General features: G+C 73.5%; 22 protein-coding genes. 13 read left to right on the plus strand and 9 right to left on the minus strand.

Features of this window, described 5'->3' with window-relative positions; translation table 11 throughout:
• Positions 1–48: 48 nt before the first annotated feature.
• From AB0K28_RS29175 to AB0K28_RS29185, 3 genes are all read right to left on the minus strand, one after another.
• A complete protein-coding gene (locus tag AB0K28_RS29175; protein ID WP_364376282.1) occupies positions 49–1,353 on the minus strand; it encodes an FAD-dependent oxidoreductase in 1,305 nt (434 codons plus the stop codon).
• Between the two features lie 361 nt (positions 1,354–1,714).
• Positions 1,715–2,197, minus strand: a complete 483-nt coding sequence (locus AB0K28_RS29180) for a metallophosphoesterase family protein (protein WP_364376285.1) — start codon at positions 2,195–2,197, stop codon at positions 1,715–1,717.
• Between the two features lie 31 nt (positions 2,198–2,228).
• Positions 2,229–3,461 carry a sigma-70 family RNA polymerase sigma factor gene (locus AB0K28_RS29185; RefSeq protein ID WP_364376389.1) on the minus strand — a complete coding sequence of 411 codons (1,233 nt, stop codon included), beginning with the start codon at positions 3,459–3,461 and terminating at the stop codon, positions 2,229–2,231.
• 44 nt (positions 3,462–3,505) lie between these two features.
• Here AB0K28_RS29185 and AB0K28_RS29190 point away from each other — a divergent pair, with 44 nt between their 5' ends.
• The 5 genes from AB0K28_RS29190 (at position 3,506) to AB0K28_RS29210 (ending at position 7,301) form a co-directional block, all read left to right on the plus strand.
• Positions 3,506–4,357 carry a nucleotidyltransferase domain-containing protein gene (locus AB0K28_RS29190; RefSeq protein ID WP_345403975.1) on the plus strand — a complete coding sequence of 284 codons (852 nt, stop codon included), beginning with the start codon at positions 3,506–3,508 and terminating at the stop codon, positions 4,355–4,357.
• 98 nt (positions 4,358–4,455) lie between these two features.
• Positions 4,456–5,307 carry an ATP-binding cassette domain-containing protein gene (locus tag AB0K28_RS29195; protein ID WP_364376288.1) on the plus strand — a complete coding sequence of 284 codons (852 nt, stop codon included), beginning with the start codon at positions 4,456–4,458 and terminating at the stop codon, positions 5,305–5,307.
• A 73-nt stretch (positions 5,308–5,380) separates the two neighbouring features.
• Positions 5,381–6,499 (plus strand): winged helix DNA-binding domain-containing protein, encoded by a 1,119-nt coding sequence (locus AB0K28_RS29200; protein WP_364376291.1) that lies wholly within the window; start codon positions 5,381–5,383, stop codon positions 6,497–6,499.
• Between the two features lie 44 nt (positions 6,500–6,543).
• A complete protein-coding gene (locus tag AB0K28_RS29205; protein ID WP_345403986.1) occupies positions 6,544–6,945 on the plus strand; it encodes a helix-turn-helix domain-containing protein in 402 nt (133 codons plus the stop codon).
• On the plus strand, positions 6,942–7,301 hold the full coding sequence (locus AB0K28_RS29210) for a DUF4180 domain-containing protein (RefSeq protein WP_364376295.1): 360 nt from the start codon (positions 6,942–6,944) through the stop codon (positions 7,299–7,301). Before AB0K28_RS29205 ends, AB0K28_RS29210 begins: the two co-directional genes overlap by 4 nt.
• A gap of 62 nt (positions 7,302–7,363) precedes the next feature.
• Here AB0K28_RS29210 and AB0K28_RS29215 read toward each other — a convergent pair whose 3' ends face one another.
• From AB0K28_RS29215 to AB0K28_RS29225, 3 genes are read right to left on the minus strand one after another with little or no spacing between them, the layout of a single operon-like run.
• The gene (locus AB0K28_RS29215) at positions 7,364–8,158 is read right to left on the minus strand and encodes a TetR/AcrR family transcriptional regulator (RefSeq protein ID WP_345403992.1); all 795 of its coding nucleotides are present in this window, start codon (positions 8,156–8,158) and stop codon (positions 7,364–7,366) included.
• A 60-nt stretch (positions 8,159–8,218) separates the two neighbouring features.
• Complete coding sequence (locus AB0K28_RS29220) at positions 8,219–8,539, minus strand: multidrug efflux SMR transporter (protein WP_345403995.1); 321 nt, start codon at positions 8,537–8,539, stop codon at positions 8,219–8,221.
• A gap of 47 nt (positions 8,540–8,586) precedes the next feature.
• Complete coding sequence (locus AB0K28_RS29225; protein ID WP_345403998.1) at positions 8,587–8,916, minus strand: multidrug efflux SMR transporter; 330 nt, start codon at positions 8,914–8,916, stop codon at positions 8,587–8,589.
• A 99-nt stretch (positions 8,917–9,015) separates the two neighbouring features.
• On the opposite strand from AB0K28_RS29225, the gene AB0K28_RS29230 reads away from it, so the two are divergent.
• A complete protein-coding gene (locus tag AB0K28_RS29230) occupies positions 9,016–9,447 on the plus strand; it encodes a MarR family transcriptional regulator (protein ID WP_364376300.1) in 432 nt (143 codons plus the stop codon).
• A gap of 58 nt (positions 9,448–9,505) precedes the next feature.
• On the opposite strand, the gene AB0K28_RS29235 is transcribed toward AB0K28_RS29230, so the two are convergent.
• Together AB0K28_RS29235 and AB0K28_RS29240 are read right to left on the minus strand one after the other, a co-directional pair.
• Positions 9,506–10,345 carry an LLM class flavin-dependent oxidoreductase gene (locus AB0K28_RS29235; protein WP_364376302.1) on the minus strand — a complete coding sequence of 280 codons (840 nt, stop codon included), beginning with the start codon at positions 10,343–10,345 and terminating at the stop codon, positions 9,506–9,508.
• Positions 10,346–10,432: 87 nt separating this feature from the next.
• Complete coding sequence (locus AB0K28_RS29240) at positions 10,433–10,702, minus strand: hypothetical protein (RefSeq protein WP_345404004.1); 270 nt, start codon at positions 10,700–10,702, stop codon at positions 10,433–10,435.
• 367 nt (positions 10,703–11,069) lie between these two features.
• Here AB0K28_RS29240 and AB0K28_RS29245 point away from each other — a divergent pair, with 367 nt between their 5' ends.
• Complete coding sequence (locus AB0K28_RS29245; RefSeq protein ID WP_364376305.1) at positions 11,070–11,696, plus strand: GNAT family N-acetyltransferase; 627 nt, start codon at positions 11,070–11,072, stop codon at positions 11,694–11,696.
• A gap of 74 nt (positions 11,697–11,770) precedes the next feature.
• Positions 11,771–12,238, plus strand: coding sequence for a hypothetical protein (locus AB0K28_RS29250; protein ID WP_364376308.1), 468 nt, complete (start codon positions 11,771–11,773; stop codon positions 12,236–12,238).
• Positions 12,239–12,523: 285 nt separating this feature from the next.
• Here the strand turns inward: AB0K28_RS29250 and AB0K28_RS29255 are convergent, their stop codons facing one another.
• Positions 12,524–13,522 carry a DsbA family protein gene (locus AB0K28_RS29255; protein WP_364376311.1) on the minus strand — a complete coding sequence of 333 codons (999 nt, stop codon included), beginning with the start codon at positions 13,520–13,522 and terminating at the stop codon, positions 12,524–12,526.
• A 75-nt stretch (positions 13,523–13,597) separates the two neighbouring features.
• On the opposite strand from AB0K28_RS29255, the gene AB0K28_RS29260 reads away from it, so the two are divergent.
• The 5 genes from AB0K28_RS29260 to AB0K28_RS29280 all read left to right on the plus strand — a co-directional run bounded on the left by AB0K28_RS29260 (position 13,598) and on the right by AB0K28_RS29280 (position 17,844).
• Positions 13,598–14,164, plus strand: a complete 567-nt coding sequence (locus AB0K28_RS29260; RefSeq protein WP_364376314.1) for a TetR/AcrR family transcriptional regulator — start codon at positions 13,598–13,600, stop codon at positions 14,162–14,164.
• Between the two features lie 78 nt (positions 14,165–14,242).
• Positions 14,243–15,019 carry a polyprenyl diphosphate synthase gene (gene uppS, locus AB0K28_RS29265; protein ID WP_345404020.1) on the plus strand — a complete coding sequence of 259 codons (777 nt, stop codon included), beginning with the start codon at positions 14,243–14,245 and terminating at the stop codon, positions 15,017–15,019.
• A 71-nt stretch (positions 15,020–15,090) separates the two neighbouring features.
• Positions 15,091–15,969 carry a pentapeptide repeat-containing protein gene (locus tag AB0K28_RS29270; protein WP_364376317.1) on the plus strand — a complete coding sequence of 293 codons (879 nt, stop codon included), beginning with the start codon at positions 15,091–15,093 and terminating at the stop codon, positions 15,967–15,969.
• A gap of 193 nt (positions 15,970–16,162) precedes the next feature.
• Positions 16,163–16,642: an Rrf2 family transcriptional regulator gene (locus tag AB0K28_RS29275; RefSeq protein ID WP_364376320.1), complete on the plus strand. Its 480-nt coding sequence runs from the start codon at positions 16,163–16,165 to the stop codon at positions 16,640–16,642.
• A gap of 44 nt (positions 16,643–16,686) precedes the next feature.
• A complete protein-coding gene (locus AB0K28_RS29280; RefSeq protein WP_364376323.1) occupies positions 16,687–17,844 on the plus strand; it encodes an MFS transporter in 1,158 nt (385 codons plus the stop codon).
• The last annotated feature ends 52 nt before the right edge of the window (positions 17,845–17,896 follow it).

Raw genomic sequence — 17,896 nt, forward strand, 5'->3', positions numbered from 1 at the left:
GTCCCATGTCAGCCGTGTCACGCGGGTGCGCCGTCATCATCACCCGGATCATCGGGTCACGTGCCCGATGCGGAAGAAGCCGTCCTGGTCGTAGGCGCGCTTGACGCGGCGCAGGCGCTCGTAGTCGGCCTCCGCGTACGCCGCCGCCGTCCGCGACGTGTCCGCCATGAAGTTCAGGAACGACCCGCCGTTGGCGTACGGCCGCAACTCCCCGGCCAGCCCCGGCACCACGGTGTCGACGATCACCGACAGCCGCGTGGAGCGCCGGCTGACCGGCCCCGCGTCAGGGCCGGGCCGCCCCAGCGCGCCGCCCCAATGCCGCACCTCCACGGTCTGCGCCTGCTCGGCGGCCCGCAGCAGGGCGCCGATCACCTCGTCGCCGACGCTGTCGAACAGGTCCAGGTGACGGGCCGGCGTACCGCCCATCGAGCTGGCCGCGAACGTGGTGGCGCGCAGCTCGTCCAGCAGCGGCCCGCCGTGCGCGCTCGCGGCCCGCCACAGCGGCGCGAGCAGCCGCCTGGCCTCGCCGGCGGGGCCCGCGTGCAGCACTTTGATCATCACGACGTGCCGGCCGCGCACCGCGGCGGGCGTGCCCTCGTCGTCCGGCATGCGCCTGAGCACGACCGCCGTGCTGATCGCGTCGGGCGCGTCCTCGATCCAGGTCCGGTAGGCCGTCAGCGTGTCCGCCGCCGCCTCGATCGGGAAGTACGCGAACCCCGAGCACACCTCCGCCACCGGGTACAGCCGGAACTCCAGCGAGGTCACCACGCCGAACCCGCCACCGCCGCCCCGCAGCGCCCAGAACAGCTCGGGGTGGCTGTCCCGGCTCGCCGTCACGTGCCGCCCGTCGGCCAGCAGCACCTCGGCCCGCAGTACGCCGTCGGCCGCGAACCCGTGCCTGCGGCCCAGCCAGCCCAGCCCGCCGCCGAGCGTGTAGCCGACGACGCCGACCGAGGGCGACGAGCCGCACAGCGGCGCCAGCCCGAACGGCGCGGCGGCGGCCAGCACCTCGGACCACCGCGCGCCGGGCCCGACCTTCGCGATCCGGCGGACGGGATCCACCAGCACCGACGCCATGGGCGCGGTCTTCACCAGGACGCCGCCGTCGCAGGCGACGTGCGTGCCGTGCCCGGTGGCCTGCACCGCGAACGGCACCCCGTGGGCCCGCGCGGCCAGCAGGGCCGAGCGGAGGTCGGAGACGCCGTACGCCTCGGCCACCACGGCGGGGCGCGGGTCGAGCGCCGGGTTCAGCGCGCGGCGCCCGGTGTCGTAGCCCGGCTCGCCCGGCCGGTGCACGGGCCCGGTGAAGCCGGGGAGGCGGATGTCGTCCTGGATGCGGTACGGCTGGCTCATCGTCGTCGGCCCTTCTCTTTTTCGCGATCTGGGATCACTGTGCTGGAGGGCGCTTACGGCGGCGTTCCGCTCTTCTTACCGCCGCCCTTAAGCCCTTCGAGAGCTCCAGAATCGGCCGCGCGGGCGGCCCGCGAATCGGCCCCGCGTCGCCGCCGGGGCTACGCCAGGAGGTGTAGCGCGGGGGGCGGGGCGTACATCAGGACGGGCAAGGGCCAAGCTGCCCGCCGTCAAGGCTGGCCAGCTCCACCCCTGGCACGCCGCCGAACGCCACAGCCACCTCGGCTGCGGCCAAGGTCATGGAGGAGCTGGTGACCGAGCTGGAGAGCCCGCGACGACGTGGTCGCCTGACGCCCCGCTCGCCTCAGGTGACGGGGACGATCTCCGCTCGCACCAGGGCGCCGTCCTCGATGGTGAGCAGCCCCACCGTGCCGTGCGGCTGGCGGCGGCGGTCGGTGGGGGAGCCCGGGTTGAAGATCCGCAGGCCGTCGCCCGACTCGTCGAGCGGGATGTGCGAGTGACCGAAGACCACCAGATCGGCCTCGGGGAAGCGGCGCCGCATCCGGGCCAGGCGCCCCTTGGCCGGGCCGCTGTCGTGGATCATGCCGATCCGCAGCCCGTCCAGGGTGAGATCGAGGGTCTCCGGCGCGTCCACGTCGGGGCCGTCGTTGTTGCCCTGCACGACGTGGACGGGCGCGTACGCCGCCAGCTCGGCCAGCACCGACGGCACGCACACGTCGCCCGCGTGCAGGATGGCGTCCGCGCCGCGCAGGTGCTCGGCCACGCGAGGCGGGCACGAGCGCCAGCGCCTCGGCGCGTGCGTGTCGGACAGCGCGACCACCTTCACCCCGTCACCCCTGCCCACCGCGACGAGCGCCTCACGCCAGCGCCGCCGCCCGCTCCTCCAGGTAACGCCGCTCGGGCAGGCTCGTGGTCAGCCGCGCCGCCTCCCGGTACGCCGCCACCGCCCCCGCCGCGTCGCCCGCCAGCTCCAGCAGGTGGGCGCGGACGGCGACCGGCCGATGGTGCCCCGCCACGCGCTCGTCGGCGGCCAGCTCGTCGAGCAGCGCCAGCCCGGCCCGCGGCCCGCGCACCATGGCCACGGCCACCGCGTGGTTGAGCCTGGCCATGGGGTTGTCCTCGATGCCGAGCAGCACGTCGTAGAGGGCCAGGATCTGCGGCCAGTCCGTCTCGTCGGCGGCCGGCGCCTCGTCGTGCACCGCCGCGATGGCCGCCTGCAGCTGGTAGGGGCCCACCGGCGAGGTCGCCAGCGCCTTGCTGACCAGCTCCACGCCCTCCTCGATGAGCGGCCGGCTCCACAGGCTCCGGTCCTGCTCGGCAAGCGGGATCAGCCGCCCGTCGAGGTCCGTGCGCGCCGGCCTGCGCGCCTCGGTGAGCAGCATCAGCGCCAGCAGCCCGGCCACCTCGCCGTCATCGGGCAGCAGCCGGCGCACCGCCCTGGCCAGCCGGATCGCCTCGGCCGTCAGGTCGGCCCTGAGCAGCTCGGGGCCCGAGGTGGCGGCGTAGCCCTCGTTGAAGATCAGGTAGAGGACGTGCAGCACGACCCGCAGCCGCTCGGCCCGCTCGTCCTGCGGCGGCATCCGGAACTCCAGGCCGCTCGCCTTGATGCGCTGCTTGGCCCGGCTGATGCGCTGCGCCATCGTCGCCTCGGGCACCAGGAACGCGCTCGCGATCTGCGCCGTCGTCAGCCCGCCCACCGCCCGCAGCGTCAGCGCGAGCTGCGACGGCGCCGACAGCGACGGATGGCAGCACAGGAACAGCAGCGTCAGCGTGTCGTCGGAGTCGGCGGCCCGCTCCTCGCCGGGCGGCGCGATCAGGAACGCGTCGGCGGGGACGCTGACCGCCACACTCTCCTCCCTGCGGCGGCGGGCGTGCTCGCTGCGGATGTGGTCGATGACCCGGCGCGCCGCCACGGTCGTCAGCCAGGCCCGCGGGTTGTCCGGCAGCCCCTGCTCCGGCCACTGCACGGAGGCGTCGAGCAGTGCCTCCTGCACGGCGTCCTCGCAGGTGTCGAACTGCTCGTAGCGGCGTACGAGGGCGCCGAGGACCTGCGGGGCCAGCTCGCGCAGCAACGTCTCGACCTCACGCACTTCCACCCCGCCATCCTAGGGTGGGGGCTGACTATGCTCGGTCGATGCACGACATCGACCCGTACGCGGGACTGGATCTGGAGGGCATCGCCCGGCGGCTGGTGGCGGTGCCCGGGGTGGTGGCGGTGACGCTGGGCGGCAGCCGCGCCCGCGGCACCCACCGTCCCGACTCCGACATCGACCTCGGGCTCTACTACCGTGGCTCGCTCGCCGTCCACGATCTGCGCGCGCTGGCCCGCGAGGTCACCGGCGATGACACCGACGTGACCGAGCCGGGCGGCTGGGGCCCGTGGGTGGACGGCGGCGGCTGGCTGATCGTGGACGGGCGGCAGGTGGACTGGATCTACCGCGACCTCGACCGCGTCCAGCAGGTCTGGCGCGACTGCCAGGCCGGCCGCTACGAAGTGGGCTTCCAGACGGGGCATCCGCTCGGCTTCTTCTCGCACGCGTACGCGGGGGAGGTCGCCCTGTGCCGGGTGCTCGCCGACCCCGGTGGGGAGCTGACCAAGCTGCGCGAGACCGTCCACTACCCGCCCGCGCTGCGGGAGGCGCTGATCAGCGGCCTGTGGGAGTGCGACTTCGCCCTGACCATCGCCCGGTACGGCGCCGTCGGCCGCGACCCCGCGTACGCGGCGGGCGCCCTGTTCCGCGCGATCGGCGTGGCCTGCCACGCGCTGCACGCCGCCGACGGCGCCTGGCTGATCAACGAGAAGGGCATGATCACCTCCGCCGCCCGGCTGCCGTCGGCGCCCGAGCGCTTCGGCGAGCGGGCCCAGGCGCTGCTGGCCCACGTGGGCGGCACCCCTGAGGAGATCGGCCGCACTCTGGACGCCGCGGCCGATCTCGTCGCCGAGGTCCGCGCCGCCTGCGAGGACGCCCAAAGGTCAGATGTCTGAGAACCTGATAGCTTGACTCGGGTACGACCGGACGAAGGGAGACATGTGGTGGCGGAAGCGTCCAGGCCCGGGGCGGCGAGCGGCGACGAGGGGGCCCGATGACCGTGCTCTCCCGCCCCGCCGACAGCGGTCCCGTGCTGCGGGCCGGCGAGGTCGCGTTCATCCGTGACGGGCGCCACCTGCTGAGCGACATCTCGCTCACCGTGCACCCCGGCGAGCACTGGGCGCTGCTCGGAGCCAACGGCGCCGGCAAGAGCACGCTGCTCGCCCTGCTGGGGGCCGTCAACCATCCGAGCCGCGGCGTGGTCGAGGTGCTCGGGCGCACGCTCGGGCGGGTGGACGTCCGGGAGCTGCGCTCGTACCTGGGGCACGTCAACCCGCGCCACGCCCCCGACGGGCCGATGCGGGTGCGCGACGTCGTGCTCACCGGCCTGACCAACACCGCCGCGCTCGTGCCCCGCTGGCAGCCTGCGCGGGAGGAGGCGGCCCGCGCCGACCAGCTCCTCGCCATGCTCGGCATGGGCGACAAGGCGGAGTCCAGGTGGCCCACGCTGTCGCAGGGCGAGCGCGGCCGCACGCTGATCGCCCGCGCCCTCATGCCGCGGCCGCGCCTGCTGCTCCTCGACGAGCCCGCCACCGGCCTCGACCTGGCCGCCCGCGAACAACTCCTCGCCAGCATCGACGCCCTGCGCGCCCGGCACGCCTCGCTGGCCACCGTCCTGGTGACGCACCACCTCGAGGAGCTGCCCGCCACCACCACGCACGCCATGCTGCTGCGCGACGGCCGCTGCCTGGCGAGCGGCCCGGTCGCCGACGTCCTCACCAGTGAGCTGGTGAGCGCCTGCTTCGACCATCCGGTACGCCTCGTGCGCAGCGACGACGGCCGCTGGGCCGCGCGCGCCGCCCGGGTCCCGGTCGCCATGCCCGGCGAGCCCGTCCCCGCCGCCTGACCGAACGCTTGTAACGCGGCACGATCCCTTCCGCAATTCCTCCTATGGTGGTCGCCTGACCGAGGAGGAGCGCATGATCGAACTGACCTGGCCGCAGGTGAGCGCCCGCCGCCTGGCCCGCGCCGGGCTCACCGCTCCCATGCGGGCGGAGCCCGCCGAGGCGGTGGCCGCCATGTGCGGGGCGCACGCCCAGGTGATGTCCGCCGCCGAGGCCTCGATCGGGCTGCGGCTCGACGGCGTCACACGGACCGGCGTGCGGGCGGCGGTGGGGGAGGGCCTCGTCAAGACGCACGGGCCGCGCGGCACCGTGCACCTGCTGCCTGCCCGCGACCTGCCGCTCTGGGTCGCGGCCATGTCGTCGATCCCGTACGCGGACCGGGCGCCCGCCTCCATCAGGATGACGCCCGAGCAGATCGAGCAGGTCATCGCCGCCATCCGCGACGCGGTGGCCGGGGCCGAGCTGACCATCGACGAGCTGAGCGAGGCCGTCGTCGCCGCGACAGGGCCGTGGGCGGGCGAGCTGGTCATGCCGGCGTTCCAGGGGTGGTGGCCGCGCTGGCGGCAGGTGATGGGGCCGGCGGCGCACCGGGGCGCGTTCGTCTTCGGCGCGGGCCGTGGCCGCAAGGTCACCTACACCGCCGCCCCACTCGCCACCGGCCCTGCGGCTGACGGGGCCGCCTGGCTGGTCAGGGCCTATTTGAGGGCGTACGGGCCGGCCACGCCCGCGCAGTTCGCCCAGTGGGCGGGCGGTCCCGTGACGTGGGCGGCGGAGGCGTTCAGAAGGGTCGAGCCGGCCGAGGTGCGGCTGGAGGGGCAGCGGGCCTGGCTGCTCGCGGGCGACACCGAGCTGCCCGACGAGCCGCCGCGCGGGGTGCGGCTGCTGCCGTACTTCGACGCGTACGTGGTCGCCGGCCGCCCCCGCGAGCTGCTCTACGCCGGGGCCGCGGCGGAGCGGGCGCTGGCCGGCGGGCAGGCCGGCAACTTCCCCGTGCTGCTGGTGGACGGGCAGGTGAGCGGCGTCTGGCACCAGCGGCGCAAGGGCCGCACGATGGACGTCACGGTCGAGCCGCTGCGCGACCTCACCCCGGCCCAGGCCCGCGAGCTGGACGAGCAGGTGCAGCGCCTGGGGGTCGTCATGGAGGCCGCGCCCCGCCTGACCATCGGCACCGTCACGGTCGGCGCACACGCCTGACAATCCCCTATCACTCCATATCATCCTGCATAATAGGGAACGATATGGAGCACTACACCGTGGACCAGGTGGCCGACCTCCTCGGTCTGCACGTCAAGACCGTGCGCGGCTACATCCGCGACGGCCGCCTGCCCGCCGTACGCATCGGCAAGCAATACCGCATCGCCAAAGACGACCTGGCGGCCTTCACCGGGCTCCCCGCCGAACCACCCGCGAGCCCCCGCCACGCGGAGGCGACCAGCATCGTCCAGATCGACGGCATCGACCGGGCCGCGATGGACCGCGTCAGCACCATGGTCCTCGGCGCCCTGTCGGCCGAGCGGAGCGGGCTGCGCGTCGAGTTCGCCTACGACGAGCGGCGGCGGCAGCTCAAGGTCGTCGTACTCGGCGGGCTGGAGGAGACCGCCCAGGTGCTGCGGATCGTCGACGCCCTCGTCCGCCCATGACCACCCGCGAAAGGACCCCCATGCCCGACGTCCACTCCTACGACGGCCCGCCCCTGGCCGAGGTCCGCGACGTGCTCGACCTCATCGGCGAGGCGTGGTCGAGCGGCGCCACCTGGGTCGCCGTCCCCGCCGACCGGCTGCCCGCCGCCTTCTTCACGCTCAGCACCGGCGTGGCGGGGGAGATCGCGCAGAAGTTCGTCAACTACCGCATCGGCCTGTCGATCGTCGGCGACATCTCCCGCCACCTGGAGACCAGCTCCGCGCTGCGCGCCTGGGTCGAGGAGTGCAACAGCGGCCACCACATCTGGTTCGTTCCCGACACCACCGAACTCACCTCCCGCCTGACTCCACGCTGACGAACCGGCAGCCCGCGTTGACGATGGGTCCGGGCCCGTCGCCCATTCGCCGCCGGGCTGCTTCACAGTGGCTGACGGCTTGCGGCCTTCGCCGCCGTCTCGATGCCGTCGAGCAGGACCGTCAGCCCGATCGAGAACGTCTCGCTCACCCGATGCTCCAGGTAAGGCTCGTCCCCGACGGGCTCGGAGTCGTCGGACTCGACCCAGCGCACCTGCGGGAACCGGCCCGCGAACCCCGGCGCGACCTCCTCGAGCAGCGACGCGCGCGCCTGCCACCACTCCTCGTCGGACACCCCGGTCGCCGTCGCCGCCTGGCGCGACTCGGCGACCGTCGCGGCGGCGCCCCTGACGAAGTCGAACAGCAGCGCCACCATCCCGCGCACCCTGCGCGGCCCGAGGCCGGTGCCGCGCAGGATCGACACCAGGCTCTCCAGCAGTGCGAACTCGTTCGGCCCCAGCACAGGACGCGCCTGCGACACCTGCAACATCCAGGGGTGACGCAGGTAGAAGGCGAGCGTCTGCTCGGCCCACGCCGTCAGGGCCGCGCGCCAGCCGGCGTCGAGGTCGTAGGACGCGGGCAACTCGGCCAGGGCGCGGTCGTACATGAGGTCGACCAGCTCGCCCTTGCTCGGCACGTACGTGTAGAGCGCCATGCCCGTGCGGCCCAGCCGCTCGCCCACCTTGCGCATCGACAGCGCCGCCATGCCCTCGCCGTCGGCCACCTCGATCGCGGCGTCCACGATCGCGTCGACGCTCAGCCCCGGTTTGGGGCCCGGCCGCGCCTCGCCGGGTTCGCCGCTGCGCCACAGCAGCGCCATCGACCGTCGCGCGTCACCCTGGCCTGCGTAGACGACCAACGCGGAACTCCCCGTACGGACAATTCTTTACGGCATAAGGCTAACAGCGGCCGCAACCGTTCAGATCCCCGAGGTGAGCTTGAGCAGCGCGACGCCGCCGATGATGGCGACGAACGAGCCCAGCTTGGCAGGCGTGATCTTCTCCTTGTAGATGAGGGCGCCGAGGATCACCGTGCCGACCGAGCCGAGGCCGGTCCAGATCGTGTAGCCGACGCCGACGTCCAGCGTCTTGAGCGCCAGGCTGAGCGTGAAGATGCCGCCGGCCGCGGCCAGCAGCGTGAAGACCGACGGCCAGAGCCGGGTGAAGCCCTTGGTGGCGTTGGTGCCGAGGGCGAAGGCGATCTCGAAGACGATCGCGATGGACAGATAGATCCAGGCCATGGTGCAGCTCCTGAGGGATGAGATCAGGCGGGTGGTCAGGCGGGTGGTCAGGCGGTGGTCAGGCGGTCGGACAGCTTGAGCCCGAGCACGCCGCCGATGATCAGGACGAAGGCGAGGGCCTTCCAGGCGCTCATCTCCTCACCGAAGATCAGGGTGCCGAGCACGACGGTGCCGACCGAGCCGATGCCGGTCCAGACGGTGTAGCCGACGCCGACGTCCAGGGTCTTCAGCGCCAGGCTCAGGAAGAAGATCCCGCCGGCCGCCGCGCCGGCCGTGAGCAGCGATGGCCACAGCTGGGTGAACCCCTCGGTGGCGTTGGTGGCCAGGGCGAAGACGATTTCGAAGATGGACGCGATGAGCAGATAGACCCACGCCACGGCTCCTCCTACATGTATGTACGTGCAAATAACGAGTAGTATGTTGCATGTACATGTATTCTCATGTCAAGCCGATGTCCCGGACGAAGGGGCTCCCGCATGACCGACACGGCGACCGAGCCGTCCATCACCGACACCTGGCAGCAGGTCCTCCTGCTGCACTCCCACATCGAAAGCAGGCTCGCCACCGCGCTGCAGCGCAGGCACGGGGTCGGCCTGTCCGAGTTCCGCGCGCTCGGCCATCTCGCCGCCTCGCCGAGCAGTGAGCTGCGCATGCAGGAGCTCGCCGACAAGCTGGGGCTCAACCAGAGCTCGGTGACCCGCCTGGTGGCCCGGCTGAACGCGGCCGACCTCGCCTACCGCGACCTCTGCCCCGACGACAAGCGCGGCGTCTACGCCGTCGTCACCGAGGCCGGCAAGGCCCGCCACGCCGAGGCGAGCCGCACGTACGAGCAGACCCTGCGAGCCGCCCTGGCGGAGGCGGACCCCCAACTGGCCACCGCGCTCACGACTCTCGCCGCGAATATCTGACCTTGAAGTCGGGGTCGCCGGCGATCGCATCCAGGCGCTCGCCTGCCGCTGACGGCCCCTACTTCTGGATCCTGGCGGCGACGGCGGCCAGCATCTCCCAGGCCGCCTCGGGGCGCGAGGTCTCGGCCGGGTCCTCGAAGAACGGGTCGAACACCACCGTCTCCGCGCCCATCTCCCTGAGCTGCTCGAGGTCCTCGGTGACCTGCTCGATCGTGCCCTCGCCCAGGAGCCGCTCGTCGCCCGTGACCGGCGTGCCCGTCACGCGCAGCAGGATGCGCGGCGCCAGGGCCGGCACCGGCAGCTCCTCGGCGGCGGCGACCTCCTGGAGGGTGGCCCACCGCTCGCGCAGCCACGGCAGCGTCATCCGCAGCGGATGCCACGCCTGGCCGAACCGCACCGTCCTTCGCAGGGCCGCGCCGCTGCCGCCGCCCACCCAGATCGGCACCCCGCCGGACCGGTAGTCGGCCTCGTCGGCCCAGGCCGCCCTGATCGCCCCCAGGTGCTCGTCGGTCAGCCGGCCGCGCCGCTCGTACGCCACCCCGAGCGCCTCGAACTCCTGCCGCGCCCACCCGGCGCCCACGCCCAGCACGAACCGGCCGCCGCTCAGGTCGTTGAGGTTGGCCGCCATGCGGGCGATCAGCAGTGGGTGGCGGTAGGGGACGATCAGGACCGTGGTGCCGAACGTGAGCCGGGTCGTGCTGCCCGCCAGCCAGGCCAGGGTGGTGAACGGGTCGTAGAACGGCGCCGGGTATTGCTCGGCCACGTCAGGGGTGATCACCACGTGGTCGGAGACCATGAGCAGGTCGTAGCCGAGCCCTTCGACGGTCAGCGCCCAGCGGCGCAGGACCTCGGGGTCGGTGCCGGGACCGAAGTTCGGGACGTTCACACCCAGTCGCATCGGCACAGGCTATCGGCGTTCCGCGGGGGCGGGAAACGGCGCGCCGCCGCTCGGGGTGTCCCGGGCGGCGGCGGCCATCAGGTGGACTCAGTCGTCGTCGTCCGCGTCGTCGTCGTCCCAGCCCCAGTGGTGCTTGTGGCTGTTCTTGCAGGCGTCGGCGTCGCGCGTACCGGCGAAGACGCCGTGCTTGGTGATGTGGTGGTAGGTGCTGTCGTCGTTCAGGACGAGCCCGCACGCCCTCGGGTGCTCGTTCCAGCTGTGGTCGGACCAGATGTCGGCGGCCGCAGAGCCGGCCGTTCCGAACACCGCTGCCGTGATGAGCAGCGCGCCGCCGGCGGCCACGAGGCTACTTCTCATGATCTCCCCCTCTAATCACGAAGTGACATCGGCCATCACTATACGTAGCGATCTTGTGGTAGGAGGGCCCGCCACACCCCGTAATTGATCAACAGGACCCCGCCCCCCGGCAAAACCCCCGCCCTGGATCCAAACCCCGCCCCACGTCCGAACCCCCAGCGAAACCGCCGGCCCCGGGCGGGGCACCGGAACCGAGCGCGCCTTCACGCCCCGCCGTCCGGCCGATCTCGCAGCGGCCCAGCCCGGCCGTGGTTGGCTCCGCCGGTGAGGGGCCGGGTTGAGGGGCCGGGTTGAGGGGCCGGGTTGAGGGGCCGGGTTGAGGGGCGGCGGTGAGGGGCGGCGGGGGTGCGTGTCATCATGGCGGCTCATGATGACGCTGGTAGAGGTGCTTCGCGATGCTGAGGGCGGCCGTTTTCCCGCTGCGGACGGCGGCGTGACCATTGTGGCGCAGCCGTCGGCGCGCGACCTCGGAGTGATCTCCTTCACCGCGCACGCCGTGGTCTTCGCCGACGTCGATCATGCCTGGATCCGGGAGCGGCTGCGCCCTGGTGACCTGTCCGCGCCGCTCGGGCCGCCGTTCCTGCAGGAGCTGGCCGCCCTGACCGGCCGGGCCGCCGGTAGCCACGACCTGCTCGCCGCCGCCACTCCGCTGCCGGGGCCCGCGCCGCTCCCGCTGGAAGAGCTGCGCGACAGCGGGCATCCGAGGGTGGAGCGGGCCCGCCGCTACCGCGACGACGTACGCGTGTGGACCGCCCCCGGAGGGCTGCTGACCGTCGGGCGGGGCGTGGGCGGGCGGTGGGAGGTGGCGGTCGAGGTTAAGCCCGGCCATCGAGGTCGGGGGCTGGGCCGGTCGCTGGCCGCCGCCGCCCGGCACCTGGCGCCCGGTCCGGTGTGGGCCCAGGTCGCGCCGGGGAATGCGGCGAGCGTACGGGCCTTCCTGGCCGCCGGATACGTCCCCGTCGGCGCCGAGGTGCTGCTGTCCCCTGAGCTCTGAGCGTCCGTGCGGGGGAGCGGGATCCCCCGCACGGGGGAGCCGCGAGGAGTGCGGCGATCGGGAGGGTGATGCCCATGAAGGTCGCTGATGTGGGAATCGCCTGGACCGCCCTCTACGTCGCCTCCAAGATCACCTACGCTCTCGAGGGCCGCCTGGGAGTCACCGGCGGCCCGGTGGTGCAGCCGGAGAGCAACCTCTCCTACGGCCCCGGCGAGGTCGCTTCGGCCCAGTGGGCGAACGCCGCATTCGGCGTCGTCGTCATGGCGATCCTGCTGGCCGGCCGACTCCGCCTCGGTCGGGCGAGGGCCAGGTGGGCGCACGTGACTGTGGTGACCGGTCACTGGCTGTGCGGCCTCATGGCCGCCGCCGGAGCCGTCGGCATGGTGGGCGGCGCGCTCTTCACCAACCGCGGGGGAGCGGTCTTCGGGCTCTACTGCGGAGTGTGGGGCGCCCTGATCGCCCTGTCGGCCCGTGACCTACGGCGACGGCCCGAGCAGACCACCGCCGCGACCGCGGCAGGCCGCGCCAACCAGGACGCCTGACCCAAGGTGCGGGTCAGGCGGGGCCGCACGGCCGCCTCGCTCGCGGAGCGAAACCGCCCGAGGCGGACGAATCTCAGGACAGAGGCGGGCCAGGGGAATCTCAGGACAGAGGCGGGCCAGGTGAGTCGCCTGGCCGTCTCGGTCACGGAGCCGGGCCCGCCCGGGTGACACGGCGATGCCGGAGGCGGGGCGTCTCGGCTGCGGCGCCGGGTCCGTCCGGGGCCGGACGGGGCCGGATGGGCCCTGGGCCGGAGGCGGTGGGTCTCCGGCCCAGGGCGGGGCGGGCTAGGCGGCGTAGTCCGGGGTCATGGTGGCGGCCAGGGTGAGGTGGGTGGTGGCCTCCTCGTGGCGGCCCTGGCGTTGCAGGGTGCGGCCCAGCAGGTGGCGGGCGTAGGAGTCGTCGGGGGATTCGGCGACCAGCGACTCCAGTGCTGTACGCGCCCTGTTGAGCTGCGCCGACCCGAAGTAGGCTCGCGCGGCCAGCAGGCGGACGCCACGGTCGTCGCCGTGTGCGTCCATGAGGGGGCGCAGCAGCGTCAGCGCCCCGAGCGGGTCGCGCTGGTCGAGCAGCGACTCGGCGTGCCGCAGCCGCTCGACCTCGGCGGGCAGGCGGCGCGGCGCGTGCCCGGCGGCGTCGCGCAGGAACGCGGCGATCGTCTCAGGCGGCTGCGCACCCTCCAGGGCGAGCCCGTTGGCGACGATGGTCGGCGACGTACGCACGCCCTTGGCCTTGCCGGTGAGCAGCAGCTCCCTGGTCAGCTCGGCGCCGGGCAGCGTCTGCCGGTCGGGGCCTGCGCCGGTGTAGCCGGCCGCCTCGGCGAGGCCCGCGTCCGCCGCGATCTCGGTCAGCACGGCGAGGTCGCTGATGTCGCGCACCTCGACGAAGTGGGCGTTCAGCACCCGCTCCACCACGCGGTCCTGCAGCGCGGCCCCGCCCTCCTCGTACGCGAGAGCGATCAGCCGGTGCGCCTCCAGCGTGCCGGCCCGGTAGGAGGAGCCCCACTGAGCGCCCAGCCCTTCGGACGCGGCCACCTCGGCGACCCGCGCCCGGTTCTCGGCGGGGGACAGGCCGGGAGAGCAGGCCCGCAACGCCTCGTCGGCCACGGGGTCGAGCAGCGCCTGCGCCATCGGCACGGCCTCGGCGGGCGCGGACGGGTCGATCTGGTACGGGCGCCAGACCACCTCGACCGGCTCGCCGTCCCAGGAGGCGAGCGCCTTCTCCAGCCGCCGCTTGCCGATGTGGGCCCAGCCGCAGACCACGTCTGCCCAGATCTCAATACGCATGCCAGCAAAGTATGCGACAAATGTCGATTAGTCAACACATGTCGCTTAAGCGATGAATGTCGTATAGTGAGGAGGGTGAACCCGGACGACCCCCGCGCCGTGCGCACCCGGGCCCGCCTCAAGGAGGCCGTGCGCGACCTGGCAGCCCATGAGGAGCCCGCCGCCATCACCATGTCCGCGCTGGCCAAGCGCGCCGAGGTGAACCGGGCCACGATCTACCTGCACTACCCCGACGTCGACGCGCTCGTCACCGACGCCATGGAGGACACCCTGGCCGCCGTCGCCAGGGCCGCCGCCCTGTGCCCGCTCGACGCCCCCCGCGACCGCGCCCCTGATCCGCTGGCCGAGCTGTTCGCGTACGTCGCCGACCACGCCACCCTGTACGCCCGCATGCTCGGCACCCACGGCAGCGCCCGCTTCTCCGCCCGCCTGCGCGAACGCCTCACCGGCGAGCTGACCCGCCGCTTCGCCGCCGGCCACCGGCCGCCGGGATGGGAGGACGTGCCGGCCGACGTGCACGCGGCCTACCTGGCCGGCGCCCTGGCCGGCGTCATCGCCCACTGGGTGATCGCCGCCTGCCCCGGCGGGCCGGAGGGGGCGGCGCTGGCGTTCTGGAAGTTGTTCCGGCAGACGACCCCCTAGCGTCCCGTTGGACACCTGCCGGAGGTGGAAATCAGGAAAGATCAGATTCCTGACCCTCACCCACGCCATTCTTGGTAGGTGCACACCACTGACCTCCTTCACTCCCTTTACGCCAGGCGCCTGCGCCGCCAGGTGACGTCCGGCCCGCTGCCCCGCCACGTCGGCCTGATCATGGACGGCAACCGCCGCTGGGCCAGGCAGATGGGCATGGCCAACCCGAGCATGGGCCACAAGTACGGCGCCGACCACATCCAGGACGTGCTCTCGTGGTGCGAGACGATCGGCATCAAGCACCTGACCGTGTTCCTGTGCTCCACCGAGAACCTGCAGCGGCGTAACGACGAGGAGGTGGCGTTCCTGCTGCGGGTGATCGAGCAGATGGTCACCGACCGCTTCGACCGTCCCGACGCCCGCTGGCGGGTGCACGTCGCCGGGATGCTCGACATGCTGCCCGACACCACCGCCCGCGCGCTCAAGAGCGCCGTCGAGGCCACCCGCACCTGCGACACCGGGTTCCATCTCACGCTCGCCATCGGCTACGGCGGCCGCCAGGAGGTCGTCGAGGCGCTGCGCGAGCTGCTGTACGAGCGGGCCGAAGCCGGGCAGTCGATGGTCGAGCTGGCCTCGACGCTGACCGTGGACGACATCGCGCCGCACCTCTACACCGCCGGGCAGCCCGACCCCGACCTGGTCATCCGCACCAGCGGTGAGCAGCGCATGTCGAACTTCCTGCTGTGGCAGTCGGCCTACTCCGAGCTGTACTTCTGCGAGGCGTTCTGGCCGGCCTTCCGCGAGATCGACTTCCTGCGCGCGCTGCGCAGCTTCGCCGCCAGGCAGCGGCGCTACGGCGGCTGAGCGGGGCCCCGCTCTCCGCCGCGCGAGTACCCTTGAGCTGCCGTCCCGTACGTGAAGAGGAGACCCGCCCGGTGCCCGGAACCCACCCGCGAGAGCTCGGCCTGCTGTCCGACTGCGAGAGCTGCTTCGGGCTGTGCTGCGTGGCGCTGCCGTTCTCGGCGTCGGCCGACTTCGCCGTGGACAAGGACGCCGGCCGGCCCTGCACCAACCTGCGTGACGACTTCCGCTGCTCGATCCACTCGCGGCTGCGCGAGCGCGGGTTCTCCGGCTGCACGGTGTTCGACTGCTTCGGGGCCGGGCAGAAGGTCTCGCAGGTCACGTACGCGGGGCGGAGCTGGCGGGAGGAGCCGGAGACGGCCCGGCAGATGTACGCCGTGTTCCCGGTGATGCGCGGGCTGCACGAGCTGCTGTGGTACCTCGCGGAGATCCTCACCCTGCCCGCCGCCGTGCCCGTCCACGACAGCGCCCGCGCGCTGCTGGAGGAGACCGAGAAGGTCACCCGTGAGAGCGCCGGCGTGCTCGAAGGCTTCGACGTGGCCGCCCATCGCGAGCGGGTCAACGAGGTGCTGCTGCGGGCCAGCGAGCTGGTACGCCACGGGCTCGACGGCCGGCAGCACCGGGGCGCCGACCTCATCGGCGCCCGGCTTCGTGGCGCGCGGCTGCGGGGGGCGAACCTGCGCGGGGCGTACCTGATCGGCGCCGACCTGCGTGGGGCCGACCTGCGGCAGGCCGACCTCATCGGTGCCGACCTGCGCGGCGCGGACCTCACGGACGCCGACCTCACCGGCGCCATCTTCCTCACCCAGGCCCAGGTCAACGCCGCCAAGGGTGCCCCCACCACCCGCCTCCCCGCCACGCTGACCCGCCCGCCGCACTGGACGGCGAGCACCCAGGAATCCCGCGCGCCCCGCCGCACCACCAAGCCCCGCCACCCCCGTCCCCGCCGCTGACCCGCCGGTAAGGGCGGGAGCCGCCCATGGCCCCGCCCCGTTCTTCCAGGCGGGACCCCTCTGGTCCGCCCCGCCTGGAAGGGTGGGACTCCTCAGGTCCGCCCCGCCTGGAGGGGCGGGACCCGCCTCAGGACCCGGCGCGCACCGGAGCCCCTTGCCCCGATCTGAAACGGGACATGTAGTATCCCCTTTCATGCGAATGGGTGAAGGGGTCGAGTGGGGCCTGCACTGCTGCCTGGCCCTGGCCTGGCTGCAGGACGAGGCGCCGATCCCGACGGGGAGGCTGGCCGAGCTGTTCGAGCTGCCACCCGTCTACCTCAAGAAACGGCTCCAGGACCTGGTACGCGCCGGCATCCTCACCTCGGTGCCCGGGGTGAAGGGCGGGTTCCGGCTGGCGAAGGCGCCGGAACGGATCACGCTCCTGGAGGTCGTCGCCGCCATCGAGGGCCGGGACGAAGCGTTCAGGTGCACCGAGATCCGCCGGCAGGGGGCAGGCGCCGAGGAGCCGCCCACCGCGTTCGCGAAGCCGTGCGGCGTGGTGATCGCGATGCGGCGCGCCGAGCTGGCCTGGCGCAGGGAGCTGGCGGCGCAGACCGTCGCCGACCTCATGCGCGAGGCCGCCCCGTCCGCGCCCGGCCGCTTCCGCCGCCACTACGCCCGCCTCACCACCTGACCGGGCCCGGCCCGAGTCATGACCCACCCAGGAGGTGAAACGGGATGTTAGATGTCCCGGTTAAGCGCACGTTCGCGCCCGTGGCGGTGCTGGCCGCGGGGGCGTTCGCCGTGGGGACGGACGCGTTCGTGGTGGCGGGATTCCTGCCGCAGCTCGCCGCGTCCTTGGAGGTGAGCGAGACGGCGGCGGGGCAGTCGGTGACCGCGTTCGCGGTGGCGTACGCGATCCTGTCGCCAGTCCTCGCCACCGTGACCGCCTGCCTGTCGCGGCGGGAGCTGCTGGCCGGCGCGCTGCTGCTGCTCGCGCTGGCGAACCTGGGGTCGGCGCTCGCGCCGACATTCGCGGTGCTGCTGGTGACGCGGGTCGTGGCGGCGGCGGGAGCGGCGGCGTTCACGCCGAACGCCGGGGCGGTGGCGGCGGCGCTGTCGCGGCCCGAGGCGCGGGGGCGGGCACTCGCCACGGTCGTCGGCGGGCTCACGGTGGCGACGGCGGCCGGGGTGCCGCTCGGCGGGCTGGCCGGGCAGTGGCTCGGCTGGCGGGCGGCGCTCGGCCTGGTGGCGGGAGCCTGCGTGGTGGTGGCCGCCGCCGTGTACGTGATCCTGCCGGCGCTGCCCGGCGAGCCCCCGGTGCCGCTGCGGGTACGGCTCAGGGTGCTGCGGCGGCCCGCCGTCCCCGCCGTGCTGGCGCTGACCGTGCTCGGTATGGCCGCCACCTACACCGTCTACGCCTACAGCGCCCCCGCGATGCGCGCCGTCGGCGTGGAGTCCACGGCGTCGATGCTCTTCCTGTACGGGCTGGGCGCCGTCCTCGGCAACCTGGCCGCCGGGTACGCCACGGACCGGTGGGGCGCCGGCCGAGTGCTCATGGCCGGATATGTCGTGATGGCCGCCAGCCTGGCCGGGCTGGGCTGGCTGGCGGGCTCGCAGAACGTCCCCGTCGTCCTCGTCGGGCTGCTGGCCACCGGGTGGGGCGCGGGCACCTGGTGCCAGACACCGCCCCAGCAGCACCGGCTCATCGGCGTCGCCCCCGGGGAGGCGTCCCTGGTCGTCTCGCTCAACGCGTCGGCCATCTACGTGGGCATCGGCGCCGGCACGCTCGCCGGCGGGCTGACGCTGGCGCACGGGGTGGCGGTGACGTACGCGGCGGGCGCGGCGCTGGCGGTGCTCGCCCTGCTGCTGGTCGCGGCCACCCGCCGGGTCTGACCCCGCGTCGTACTAGGCTGGCCTACCCCGGCGATCATGGAGGAGAAGCGGC

It is taken from the genome of Nonomuraea sp. NPDC049504 (assembly GCF_040676845.1).
Taxonomy (GTDB): Bacteria; Actinomycetota; Actinomycetes; order Streptosporangiales; family Streptosporangiaceae; genus Nonomuraea; species Nonomuraea salmonea.